Origin of the sequence: Lysobacter sp. 5GHs7-4, assembly GCF_021284765.1 — a bacterium.
In the GTDB taxonomy this organism is placed as follows: domain Bacteria; phylum Pseudomonadota; class Gammaproteobacteria; order Xanthomonadales; family Xanthomonadaceae; genus Lysobacter.
In genome coordinates this window covers 1291562-1304115 of the sequence record NZ_CP089924.1, presented here as the reverse complement: position 1 = coordinate 1304115, position 12554 = coordinate 1291562, and the positions used below count along the sequence as shown (strand labels likewise).

Here is a 12554-nt window from a genome sequence, read left to right as displayed (position 1 = left end):
GTCGCGACGCGCGTGCGCGTTCAGTCGAATCGAACATAAATCACCACCATCGCGACCAGGGTGAATGCTGTCAGCCACAGCCACACGCCGCGCCGGACCAGCGACTGCGCACGCACGATGGCGTCGGCATCCGGCGCGGCACCCTCGCCCAGCCAAGGACGCGGCTCCCACACGCCGTGATACGGCGCCGCGCCGCCCAGGCGCACGCGCAGCGCGCCGGCGCCCGCGGCCATCACCGGGCCGGCGTTGGGGCTGTCCCATGCCGGCGCCTGTCGGCGCCAGCAGCGCAGCGCCGCGGCGGCATTGCCGAGCACGGCATAGGTCAGCGCGGTCAGCCGCGCCGGCAGATAATTGAGCACGTCGTCGATGCGCGCGGCCGCCCAGCCGTAGCGCTGGTAACGCGGCGTGCGATAGCCCCACATCGCGTCCAAGGTGTTGGCCAGCCGGTACAGCACCGCGCCCGCCGGGCCGAGCAAGGCGAACCAGAACAAGGCGCCGAACACCGCGTCGTTGCCGTTCTCCAGCACCGATTCGGTCGCGGCCGCCGCCACGCGCTCAGCGTCCAGCGCCTGAGTATCGCGGCTGACGATGCGCCCGACCGCGGCACGCGCGGCGTCCAGGTCGTGCGCGCGCAAGGCGCGGGCCACCGGCTCGGCATGCTCGCCCAGGCTGCGCAGGCCGACGCACAGATACAGGACGCCCGCCGCATAGCTCGCGGCCAGCCAGGGCGAACAGCGCCAGGCCGCCCACTGCACGGCGGCGGCGAGCAACGTGAGCGGCAGCACCGCCAGCATCCACGCCGCCACGCCGCGCGCGCGGTCGTCGCAGTGCCAACGCCGCTCGATCGCCTGCGCGTAGCGGCCGAAACCGACCAGCGGGTGCGCGCGCCGCGGCTCGCCCAGCAGGCGATCCAGAACGAACGCGGCCCACATCGCGGCGACGGCGGCGACGACGCTCATGCCTGCAGCAGGCGCAAGGCCGCCGACGGATTCGACGGGAAATAGAAGTGGACGAAGCTCGCGGTCATGCGGCGATCGCGATACACCGCCTCGCGGCTGGGTCCGCCGTTGGGATTGCGCGCCTGCGCGATCGGCTCGGCCCGGATCTCGGCGCGTGCGTAATGGAAGGTGTGCCCGCGCAATTCGCCTTCGGGCAGTTCCACCGACTGCATGCCCAGGCCGGACAGTCGAGGTTGCAACGCAGCGCTGCCGGCTAGCAGGCCCGCCATGTCCGCGCGCGTGCCGTCCTTGTCGGCCAGCGCGTCCAGCAAGTACAGCAGGCCGCCGCATTCGGCCAGCAAAGGCTTGCCGGCGTCGCGATGCGCACGCAGCGCATCGCGCAAAGGCTCGTTGCGCGACAGCGCCTGCAGGTGCAGTTCCGGATAGCCGCCGGGCAGCCACACCGCGTCGCAATCGGGTAAGGAATCGCCAGCCAAGGGCGAGAAGTAGCGCAGCTCCGCACCGGCGCGCCGCAACAGATCCAGATTGGCCGGATACAGGAAACAGAACGCGGCATCGCGCGCGATCGCGATGCGATGCCCGCGCGGCAAGTTCGCCGTCGCCGCGCGCGCGACCGGTGCGAACGCGACCGGCGCCGGCAGCGCGGCGTCGGCGTGCGTGGCCCAGGCGTCGGCCAGCGCATCCAGGCGCGCGTCCAGATCGCCGAGTTCGCCCGCCGCCACCAACCCCAGATGCCGCTCCGGCAAGGCCAGCGTCGGATCGCGCGGCAGCGCGCCCAGCCACTGCAGCGGGGCCGGCAGGCTCTCGCGCAGCAATTGCGCGTGATAGGCGCTGCCGATGCGGTTGGCCGCCACGCCGTAGACCTGCAGACCTTCGCGATAACGCGCCAGGCCCAGCGCCAGCGCGCCGAAGGTCTGCGCCATCGCGGATCCGTCGATGACCGTCAGCACCGGCACACCCAGCGTCAGCGCCAGATCGGCGCTGGAGGGCTGGCCGTCGTACAGGCCCATCACGCCTTCGATGAGGATCAGGTCGGCCTCGCCCGCGGCCTCGTACAGGCGCGCGCGTACCTCGTCCTCGCCGCACATCCACAGATCGAGCTGATAGGCCGGCGCGCCGCTGGCGCGCTCGTGCACCATCGGATCGAGAAAGTCCGGCCCGGTCTTGAACACCCGCACCCGCCGCCCCTGGCGCGCATGCCAGCGCGCCAGCGCGGCGGTCACACTGGTCTTGCCCTGGCCCGAGGCCGGCGCCGATACCAGCAGCGCCGGGCAATGGCGAAGCGCGCCGCTCACGGCCTCACAGCTCCACACCCTTCTGCGCCTTGATGCCGGCCTGGAACGCATGCTTCACCACCCGCATCTCGGTCACCGTGTCGGCGGCCTCGATCAGGCGGTCGGGCGCGCCGCGGCCGGTGATGACCACGTGCTGCAACGGCGGGCGCGCGGCCACCGCGGCCAGCACCGCGTCCAGTTCGACGTAGCGGTGCGCGAGCGCGATGTTGAGCTCGTCCAGCAAGACGAAATCGCAGGACGCATCGGCCAGCATCGCCGCGGCCTTGGCCCAGGCCGCCTGCGCGGCGGCGATGTCGCGCGCCTTGTCCTGGGTTTCCCAGGTGAAGCCCTCGCCCATCACGTGATACGCGAGCTGGTCGCCCTCGAAGCGGCGGAAGAACGCCTCCTCGCCGGTCGAGAAGCTGCCCTTGATGAACTGCACCACGCCGCAGCGGAAGCCGTGCCCCAGCGAGCGGGCGAGCATGCCGAAACCGGAAGAACTCTTGCCCTTGCCGTTGCCGGTGTTCACCACCAGCACGCCGCGCTCGATGGTGGCGCGCGCGATCTTGCGGTCCACCAGTTCCTTCTTGCGCTGCATGCGCTCGCGATGGCGCGCTTCCTGCGACGGGACCGTATCGTTCATGCGCGGGCTCCTTGCTGGGCGGCGCGGACCGCGGTCAGCGCGCGCGCCCCCGCCAGCAGCGCGAACGCGACGCCGACGTAGCCGGCCAGCGTGCCCAGGTTACGCGGATAGTACTGGGCGATGCGTGCCGCGAAGCCGGTCAGGGTCGGGTCCGGATAACGTCCGGAGAAGAAATAGAAGCCGCCGCCGGAAAACACGTAGGTCAGCAAGGCCGCGACCGCCAGCACCGCCGCCAGACGCGGCAGCGTCGCCCAGCGATCCTGGTGGATGCGCGCATAGAAATGGCCGGCCAACCACAAGCCCGCATAGGCCGGCGCCAGCGCCCAGTACGCGGGCGACAGGCACCAGTCGCCGATCGTGCCCGAAGCCAAGCTGACGATGTCCAACAACGAGGCCAACACGAACAGCAGCGGCAGCATCCACATCGGACGCAGCAGCGCGCCGGCGAGGAAGAAGATCGCCCACGACGCGCTGGGCAGGCGGTCGATGGTGGCGAAGTGCTGGCCGCGCGTGGCGATCATCAGCGCGGCCAGCGCGACGCCGACGACGATCTGCAGGCGCGGCGATTGCAGCGGCAGGGAGGGAGAGACGGTAGCGGTCATGGTCGGCGTCCTTCAGGCTTGCGCGGCGTTCGGGGCGACGCGCGTCGAGGCGACGCGCGCGATCAAGGCGTAGGCGATCAGGCCCACGGCGATGTAGCTCAGGGTGGTGCGCACGAACAGCGGGCCCCACTGCCACACGCGGGCCAGGTACTGGCTCAGATGAGGGTCTTCGTAGCGCCCGCCCAGCCAGTAGAAGGCACCGTTGGAAATCAAGAACGACACCGTCGCCGCCGCCAGGCCCACGCCCAGCGCGCCGAACCATGCGCGCGGCGTGGCCCGCAGACGCGGCGCGTACCAACGCCCGCCGTACCACAGGGCCGCGTACGCCAGCAGCAGGAAGGCGTACGACGGGGTCACGCAGTAGTGCTCGAAGAAGCTCTTGCCCTGGGCCTGGATCGCGATCCAGTCGATCGCCACCGCCATGACCAGATAGGCGACGAAACCCAGGTGCTTGCGCAGCCACAGGCCGCCGAGGAAGAACACCGCCATCGACGCATCGGGCAGATGCAGCGCGTCGCCGAAGTGATGGAAGCGGGTGGCGACCATCATCGCGGCGAGCGCGGTGAACAGGCTGTAGTAGACGGGTCGGCTGGGCGGATTCATCGGCGGCCTCGTGGACGGGTCGGTGGCGGGAACGCGGCGATCAGTTCGCCGCGCGGTAACGCAGGGTCAGCAGGTAGTTGCGGCCGGGCTGGTTGTAGTAGCTCGCGGTCTCGTAGCGCTGGTTGAACACGTTGTTGGCCGCCAGCTGCAGGCTCCAGGCATCGTTGAAGCGGAAGCCCAGGCGCAGATCGCTGGTGGCGTAGCCGTCGAGGCGGCGGGTGTTGGCCAGATCGTCGTAGCGCTGGCCGGCGATGTAGACGCTGCCGCCGAGACTGAAACGGCCGAACCGGCGATCGGCATCGACGCGTCCGCTTTCGCGCGCGCGACGCGGCAGGATCTTGTCGCGGCTGGCGCCGCGGCTGTCGTTGCGCGGATCCAGCCAGGTCGCGCTGGCGCGCAGGTCCCAGCCGGCCAAGGTGGTATCGACCGATGCCTCGACGCCCTGGATCAACGCACGATCGATGTTGCCCGGCAGACCGATCGACGCGTCGAACGCGATCAATTCGTCGACGCGGGTTTCGTAGGCGTTGAGCGACCAGCCGCCCCAGCTCTGCTCGCCGCGCAGGCCGAGTTCGAAGCTGCGCGATTCCTCCGGCTTGAGCGCGGCGTTGCCGAAACCGGGGAAGTACAGCTCGTTGAAGGTCGGGGCCTTGAACGCGGTGCCGTAACTGGCGGTCAGGCGCAGCTGTTCGCTGAGGTTCCAGCCCCACAGCGCGCTGCCGGTGGTCTGGCCGCCGAACTGGCTGTCGTCGTCGCGGCGCAGGCTGGCCTGCAGCGAATGGGCGCCGAAATCGCGCTGGTATTGGCCGAACAGCCCACGGTTGATGCGATGGTCGCGCGCGTAGACCGTGCTGCTCTCGATTTCGTCCTGCTGCCAGTCGTAGCCCAGGCTGAGCAGACCGCCGGCCAGGCCGAAATCGCCCTGCAGCGAGCCCAGCTTGCGGCGCGTGTTGAAGGTGCTGGAGTAGACGCCGTTGCGATAGGTGTCGCTGAGGTCGCTGCTGCGGCCCAGGTTGAGCGTCAGCGTCGCGCGTTCGCTGGGCGCGTAGCGCAGGCGGCCGCCTGCGACCTGCTGCACAGTGTCGGCCTGGTTGTTGGTGCTGCCGTCGTACTCGTTGCGGCCTTGCGCGCGGAACACGCGCGCCTCGGCGTCCCAAGCGTCGCTGAAGCGGTAACCGCCTTGCGCGGTCAGCGACAGGTTGCGGTAGCCGTCGCGGTCGGGCGAGTTGGTGAAGCAGCCCGCGCCGCCCGGCGAGGGCTTGCCGCGGCAGGCGTTGATGCCGTCGGTGTCTTCGCTGGCGGCGTTGATCGAGTACCAGCCGTTGCCGCTTTTACCGCCCACGCCGAGCGTGCCGCGGCGCGTCTGCCAGCTGCCGATCGAGGCGCTGGCGTGCGGCGCGAACGCGCCCTGCGGACGACGGGTGAAAATCTGGATCACGCCGCCCAGCGCCTCGGAGCCGTAGAGGCTGGAGAACGGACCGCGCACGATCTCGATGCGCTCGATCTGCTCGACCGGTATGTCCTGCAGCGAGGCGCCGCCGCTGGTGGCCGAACCGATCTTGATGCCGTCGATCAGCACCAGCACGTGGTCGGATTCGGTGCCGCGCAGGAACAAGGACGTCTGCTTGCCGGGGCCGCCGTTGTTGGCCATCGACAGGCCGGGCGTGCCGCGCAGCAGGTCGGGCAGGTTGAGCGGCTGCAGCCGTTCGATGTCCTCGCGGTCGATCACGGTGACCGAGGCCAGGGTCGCGTCCTGGGTCTGCGCGGTGCGGGTGGCGGTGACCACGACCTGGTCCAGGTCGGTGGCGGCATCGGCGGCCCACAGCGGGGCGGCGACAGACAGCAGCGCCGTCGCCAGCGCGGTGCGGCGAAGCGGGAAAACGGGGAAATTCAAAGCATGGCTCCTGGCCCGCGCCTACCCGCGCGGACAACGATGGGTCGGAGACACGCAGGGGGAGAGGACGAGGCGGCGACGCGCGGACGCAGGCAGCCCCATGACAGCGCCCACCGCGTGTCGGGTCAGCCTCAGGCCGGTCTCCGGGCTTGCAAGCGAGGGCCTCCAGCCCTCCGGTCCGCGCCTTCCCATGCCTGCGCACAGTGGCTCGCTGCGGATCGTTCGTCTTACTTACCGTTGCGGGGGCAGCTCCGGATTTGCCGTCGCGCCAAACGGAGGATTCTCCGCTCGGACGACCGGCGCACCGGATTCCCGTTTCAATCGCCGGCGGGGCCGGCAATCACCTCAAGCCCGCGCATGGTAGCAGCCCAGCGGCCGCGCACCGGCATGACGGATCGGCATGAGGGCGGTGGGCGGCGCCCGTCGGCGGCCTGCGGCTCGCGGTGCGGATGCCGCTGGCATGCGCCATGGCACACCTAATGTTCGAAACCATGACGTACGGCTATTTCTGCATGCGTCTTTGCGTTTGACCCGATTGTTATGAACGTGTTAAACCAAAATGACATCGCTACCAATCCCCCTGCCGCAAGGAGCCGCGCACCATGTCCGTCGCTTTCCGTGCCGTCCGTCGTCCGCTCGCACTCGCCCTGCTCGCCGCCCTCGCCGCTCCCGGCTACGCCCAGGACGCACCCGCCGACGCCTCGGCGCATAACCTGGACCAGGTCATCGTCACCGGCACCCGCGTCAGCGACCGCACCGTCGCCGAGTCCAGCGCGCCGATCGACATCATCACGCCCGAGGCGCTGGAGGCCACCGGCACGGTCGAACTGGCCACCGCGCTGTCGCGCGCCCTGCCCTCGCTGAATTTTCCGCGCCCGGCGATCACCGACGGCACCGACGCGGTGCGTCCGGCGCAGCTGCGCGGCCTGGCGCCGGACCAAGTGCTGGTGCTGGTCAACGGCAAACGCCGCCACACCACCGCCCTGATCAACCTCAACGGCAGCCAGGGCCGCGGCTCCTCGCCGGTGGACCTCAACGCGATTCCGATCGCCTCGATCGAACGCGTGGAAGTGCTGCGCGACGGCGCCTCGGCGCAGTACGGCTCCGACGCGATCGCCGGTGTGGTCAACGTGGTGCTCAAGGGCAGCGATCACGGCGGCAGCCTGGCCGCGCGCTACGGCCAGTACAGCGCCGGCGACGGCGAGCAGTACCAACTGTCCGGCGACGCCGGCTTCAAGCTGGGCGAGAACGGCAAGCTGCACCTGGCCGCGCAGGGCGGCCATCAGGATCAGACCAATCGCGCGCGGCCGTTCCAGGGCGTGGTCGAGCAGCGCTACGGCGATCCCGAGATCGATCAGGGCGCGGTGTCCTACAACGGCGAGTACGACGTCGCCGATTATCTGACCTTCTATTCCTTCGGCAGCTACAGCAAGCGCGACGTGCTCTCCAACGGCTATTTCCGCTTCGCCGCCGACCCGCGCAACATCCCGTCGATCTATCCGAACGGCTTCCTGCCGCAGATCCACAACATCAGCAAGGACCGCGCCGCGGTGGTCGGCCTGCGCACGGAAACCGCGGGCGGCACGCAGATCGATTTGAGCTACAACTACGGCCACAACGAGCTGAGCTTCGACATCGAGCACACGCTCAACCGCAGCCTGGGCCCGACCTCGCCGACCCAGTTCTACGCCGGCGCGCTGGAAGTCACCCAGCACGTGTTGAACCTGGACTTCGCGCGTCCGGTCGATTTCGGCTGGCAATACCCAGTGACCTTCGCCTGGGGCGCGGAATGGCGCGGCGAGGAGTTCAGCCAGCACGCCGGCGAACCGCTGTCCTACGCCAACGGCGGCGTGCCGGCCTCCAACGGCCAGATCATTCCGGGCGCGCAGGTGTTCTCCGGCTTCCGCGCCAGCGATGCCGGCGACTTCGACCGTCACAGCTATTCGCTCTATGCCGACGTCGAGGCCGACCTGACCGACAAGTTCTCCGCCGGCATCGCCGCGCGCTTCGAGAGCTACAGCGATTTCGGCGACACCACCTCGGGCAAGCTGTCGGCGCGTTACGCCTTCACCGACAAGGTCGCGCTGCGCGCCACCGCGTCCACCGGCTTCCGTGCGCCGTCGCTGCAGCAGCAGTTCTTCCAGTCGATCGCGACCAACTTCATCAGCGGCGTGCCCTACGAGATCGGCACCTTCCGCGTCGACAACCCGGCGGCGATCGCGCTGGGCTCGGAATCGCTGAAGGCCGAGGAGTCCACCAACTACAGCCTGGGCCTGGTGCTGCAACCGCGCGACGGCCTGTACATCACCGTCGACGCATACCACATCAAGGTCGACGACCGCATCCTGCTGTCGGAAAACCTGACCAGCACCGCGGTGCGCAACTACCTGCAGGCCAATGGCTATCCCGGCATCGGCGGCGGCCGCTACTTCACCAACGCCGTCGACACCAAGACCCAGGGCGTGGACCTGATCGCGACCCAGGCGTTCGCGCTGGCCTCGGGCAGCTTCGACCTGACCCTGGGCTACAACTACTCCAAGACCGAGATCGAGCGCATCGCGCCCAATCCGGCGCGGCTGGCGGCGATCGACCCGGCGGCGGTGCGCATCGGCCGCACCGAGATCGGCCGCATCACCAAGGGCGCGCCCAAGGACAAGTTCTTCCTGGCCGGCGACTGGAAGACCGGCAACTGGCGCTTCAACGCCACCGCCACGCGCTACGGCGAGTTCACCGAACTGCACGCCACCAATCCGCTGCTGGATCAGACCTTCAGCGCCAAGTGGACGCTGGACCTGGCGGCGACCTACCAGCTCGGCAGCTGGGACTTCACCGTCGGCGGCGACAACGTGCTCGACGAGTACCCGGACGAGTCCAAGCTGGTGCTGGGCACGCGCAACTACCTGCCCTACAACACCGCCTCGCCGTTCGGTTTCAATGGCGCGTTCGCGTACGTGAAGGTGGGCTACAAGTGGTGAGTTGATTCGCTTCCAGTGCGAACGACGACGGCCCGGGATTCCGGGCCGTCGTCGCCGTCGCTGCACGCGCGGCCACCGCCACTCGCCATTCGCCGCGCATTCGCGCCGCCCGGGATCGGCTATAAGGGGTGACCCAGCCGCGCCGGCCTCCGCCAGACCGGAGCCGTCCGCGGTGCCGACGTCCGCGCCCAAGGAGGGCCGCCATGCGCTTAGCCGGATCGCTGCTGCTGTCATTCGCCCTGCCCGCCGTACTCGCGCTTTCCATTTCCGACGCCCTCGCCGCCCGCCGCGAACAAGTGGTGCTGATGCAGGGCAACGTCGCCGGCAAGCAGATCGTCGAGACCGCCGCCGACGGCAGCGTCCAGGTCGAGTACCACTACACCGACCGCGGCCGCGGCGACCGCAGCAAGACCCGCTGGCGTCTCAACGCCGACGGTACCCTGGCCGACTACAGCGGCAGCGGCAACGACTACCTGCTCAATCCCTTCGAGGAGCGCTACCGCGTCGATGCCGGCCGCGCGAGTTGGAAGAATCCCAGCGAACAAGGCGAGAAGGCGCTGAGCGCGCCAGCCTTCTTCCTGCCATTGCAGGCCGCGCCGGAAATCGGCGGCACCCTCGCGCGCGCGCTGTTGCGCGCGCCGGAGCGCAAGCTGGCGATCCTGCCCGCGGGCGAGGCCCGCATCGAAACCCTGGGCGAGCACGAGGTGATCGGCAAGAACGGCCCGGTCAAGCTCACGTTGCAGCGCGTGTCCGGCCTCAACTTCACGCCGCAGTCGCTGTGGCTGCACGCCGACGGCTCCACCGCCGCGACCCTGTATGCCTCGGGCTGGTTCGCGGTGATCGACGCCGAGCTGCAGGACGCGCTGCCCAAGCTGTTGGAACTGCAGGAGCGCTCCGACGCGGCCTGGGGCGCGCAACTTGCGCAGCGCCTCACCCATCCCGCCCAGGGACCGCTGCTGATCCGCAACGCGCGCGTGTTCGACCCGCGCGATCTCAGCGCCAGCGCCGGCACCAGCGTGCTGATCGAGGGCGAGCGCATCGTGCGGGTGGCGCCGGACGCGCAACTCAAGGCGCCGGCCGGCGCCGAAATCGTCGACGCGCGCGGGCGCTTCCTGATGCCGGGCCTGTGGGACGTGCACAAGCACTACTCGTCCATCGAGGACGGCGCGCTGGACATCGCCGCCGGCGTTACCAGCGCGCGCGACGTGGCTAACAACTTCGATACCTTCCCCGAGCGCGTGAAGCGCTTCGAGGCCGGCACCGAGGTCGGCCCGCGGGTGATGATGGCCGGCTTCATCGACGGTCCCGGCCCCTACGCCGGCCCGACCAAGATGTTGGTCGATACGCCGGAGGAGGCGATCAAGGCGGTCGACTTCTACGCCGACCGCGGCTACATGCAGATCAAGACCTATTCCTCGCTCAAGCCCGAACTGTTCCCGCTGATCGCCGACCGCGCGCACGCGCGCGGGCTGCGCGTGAGCGGGCACGTGCCGGCTTTCATGTCGGCCCGGCAGTTCATCGAGGCCGGCGCCGACGAGCTGCAGCACTTCCTGTTTGTCGAACTCAACTTCATGTACCCGCGCGTGCAGGACACCCGCACCAAGGCGCGCCTGACCGAGGTCGGCGAGCACGCGCACGAGTTCCCGCCGTCCAAGCCGGAAGTGCGCGAGTTCGTCGACTTCCTCAAGCGCCACCACACCGTGCTCGATCCGACCATGGCCTTGGCCGAGGATCTGTACGGCGGCGATCCCGACGCCAAGACCCCGCCGGGCCTGCGCGGCGTCGCCGAGCGATTCCCGCCTCAGGCGCAGCGCAACCTGAGCTGGGGCGCGCTCAAGCCGCCGCACGGCAAGGAAGAGGCGTACCAGCAAGCGCTGCCGACCATGCTGCAGCTGCTCAAGGCCGTGCACGAGGCCGGCGTGACCATCCTGCCCGGCACCGACGCATTGGCCGGCTACATGCTGCACGCCGAACTGGAGGTCTACTCGCGCGCGGGCATCCCCAATGCCGAAGTGCTGCGGCTGGCGACGCTGACGCCGGCGCAGGTGATGGGCGTGGACAAGGACCGCGGCGTGATCGCGCCGGGCAAGCTCGCCGATCTGGTGCTGATCGACGGCGACCCGTTGGCCGACATGCGCGACATCCGCAAGGTCGACCTGGTGTTCAAGGGCGGCAAGCGTTTCGACCCGGCGGAGATCGAACAGGCGCTGGGCATCGTGCCGCGTAAGCAAGCGGCAGCCTCGCCGAGCGCGCTATGAGCGGGACCGAGTTCGACCTGGATTGGGCGCTGATGGACTACCTGCGCCAGGACCGCCACAACGGCAGCCGCATGGTGGCCATCGACGACATCGTGCAGGCGCTGATCGCCAAGCATGGCCGCGCCGTGACGCCCGACGAGATCGTCGCGACCGCGCGGCGCACGCGCTACATGCAACGCGCCGCCGACGGCCGCGTCACTCGCATTCCGCCTTATCACTACGGCGGTCGGCAAGACCAAGGCGTGACGCACAGCCTGCAGCTGACGGCGGACGCATACGAGCACGGCGCCACGTACGGCATCCCGGACCGTTGAGGCGGTAACACGGGTTTGCGAGCCGCCAGGTCGCAGCGCCACGCCGGCGCCGCGGCCTCGCGGCGCAACCGCAAGCTGCATCGACACAGGTGGTATGGCCGCCCGGTTCGCTGGCGTGCGTGCACCGTTCGTCGCCTGCGCGGCACCGAAGGCGCCGGCGATCACAGATGGATCGTGCGCTGCGCCCAGCGCCGCCCGATGCTGCGACGCGGCAATGGCTAGGGTCGTGCGCTCCCCCGCACCACCCAACCTGGAACCGCCACATGAACGTGCGATTTCCGCAGCGCGCCGTCGCACTCGCGTTGCTCTTGCTCAGCGCCCCGGCCGCCGCGACCGAATGGAGTTACGAACACGGCACCGAAGGCTGGAGTGCGCTGGACCCGGCCTTTTCCGCCTGCTCGGCCGGCAACCAGCAATCTCCGATCGACGTGATCCCCGGCCGGGCGACTACCGCGAACCTGTCCGCACTGAGTTTCAACTACTCCACCAACACCGCCTTCCCGATCGAACACCTGGGCCACACCGTGCAGGCCAATCTGCCGGCCGGCAACACGCTCAGCATCGGCGGCAAGGTCTATCAACTGGTGCAGTTCCACGTGCACACGCCCAGCGAAAATTTCCTCAACGGCGAGCAGTACCCGCTGGAGCTGCATCTGGTGCATCGTGCCGCCGACAATTCGTTGGCCGTGGTCGGCGTGTTCTTCGACGAGGGAGCGGTCGACAGTCAGCTGCAGAAAATCGTGTCGGTACTGCCCGATGAAGAAGGCGAGCACGGCAACGTCGCCGCCTTCAACCTGCGCGCGCTGGTGCCGTCTGGGCGAATCTATCGCTTCAAGGGTTCGCTGACCACGCCGCCGTGCAGCGAAGGCGTGTCCTGGCATGTGGTGGCCACGGCCAAGACCGCGTCGCTGCAGCAGCTGGCCGCCTTCACCGCGCTGTTCTCGGGCCCGCAGTTCCCTGGCGGCAACCGCCGTCCCGTGCAATCGCTCAACGGACGCCCGGTGAGCTATCGCGGCGACTGAGTCGCAATGC

General features: G+C 69.3%; 10 protein-coding genes and 1 riboswitch. Of the genes, 4 read left to right on the top strand and 6 right to left on the bottom strand.

The window, feature by feature from the left end; all coding sequences use genetic code 11:
* Positions 1-20: 20 nt before the first annotated feature.
* From cbiB to btuB, 6 genes are read right to left on the bottom strand one after another with little or no spacing between them, the layout of a single operon-like run.
* Positions 21-959: an adenosylcobinamide-phosphate synthase CbiB gene (gene cbiB, locus LVB77_RS05615; RefSeq protein ID WP_232909213.1), complete on the bottom strand. Its 939-nt coding sequence runs from the start codon at positions 957-959 to the stop codon at positions 21-23.
* Positions 956-2254: a cobyrinate a,c-diamide synthase gene (locus LVB77_RS05610; RefSeq protein ID WP_232909212.1), complete on the bottom strand. Its 1299-nt coding sequence runs from the start codon at positions 2252-2254 to the stop codon at positions 956-958. Before LVB77_RS05610 ends, cbiB begins: the two co-directional genes overlap by 4 nt.
* Before the next feature lie 4 nt (positions 2255-2258).
* Positions 2259-2876 (bottom strand): cob(I)yrinic acid a,c-diamide adenosyltransferase, encoded by a 618-nt coding sequence (gene cobO / locus LVB77_RS05605; RefSeq protein WP_232909211.1) that lies wholly within the window; start codon positions 2874-2876, stop codon positions 2259-2261.
* A complete protein-coding gene (locus tag LVB77_RS05600; protein ID WP_232909210.1) occupies positions 2873-3478 on the bottom strand; it encodes a hypothetical protein in 606 nt (201 codons plus the stop codon). The genes cobO and LVB77_RS05600 overlap by 4 nt, the downstream gene beginning before the upstream one ends.
* A gap of 12 nt (positions 3479-3490) precedes the next feature.
* Positions 3491-4081, bottom strand: a complete 591-nt coding sequence (locus tag LVB77_RS05595) for a hypothetical protein (RefSeq protein ID WP_232909209.1) — start codon at positions 4079-4081, stop codon at positions 3491-3493.
* A 40-nt stretch (positions 4082-4121) separates the two neighbouring features.
* Entirely contained in the window at positions 4122-5939 is a 1818-nt protein-coding gene (btuB, locus tag LVB77_RS05590; protein WP_232910168.1) for a TonB-dependent vitamin B12 receptor, read from the bottom strand.
* A gap of 152 nt (positions 5940-6091) precedes the next feature.
* Positions 6092-6338: riboswitch (cobalamin riboswitch) on the bottom strand.
* A 239-nt stretch (positions 6339-6577) separates the two neighbouring features.
* Here btuB and LVB77_RS05585 point away from each other — a divergent pair.
* The 4 genes from LVB77_RS05585 to LVB77_RS05570 all read left to right on the top strand — a co-directional run bounded on the left by LVB77_RS05585 (position 6578) and on the right by LVB77_RS05570 (position 12544).
* On the top strand, positions 6578-8950 hold the full coding sequence (locus LVB77_RS05585; protein ID WP_232909208.1) for a TonB-dependent receptor: 2373 nt from the start codon (positions 6578-6580) through the stop codon (positions 8948-8950).
* A gap of 203 nt (positions 8951-9153) precedes the next feature.
* Positions 9154-11208 carry an amidohydrolase family protein gene (locus tag LVB77_RS05580; protein WP_232909207.1) on the top strand — a complete coding sequence of 685 codons (2055 nt, stop codon included), beginning with the start codon at positions 9154-9156 and terminating at the stop codon, positions 11206-11208.
* Positions 11205-11522: a hypothetical protein gene (locus LVB77_RS05575; RefSeq protein WP_232909206.1), complete on the top strand. Its 318-nt coding sequence runs from the start codon at positions 11205-11207 to the stop codon at positions 11520-11522. The genes LVB77_RS05580 and LVB77_RS05575 overlap by 4 nt, the downstream gene beginning before the upstream one ends.
* Positions 11523-11785: 263 nt before the next feature.
* On the top strand, positions 11786-12544 hold the full coding sequence (locus LVB77_RS05570) for a carbonic anhydrase family protein (protein WP_232909205.1): 759 nt from the start codon (positions 11786-11788) through the stop codon (positions 12542-12544).
* Positions 12545-12554 lie beyond the last annotated feature (10 nt).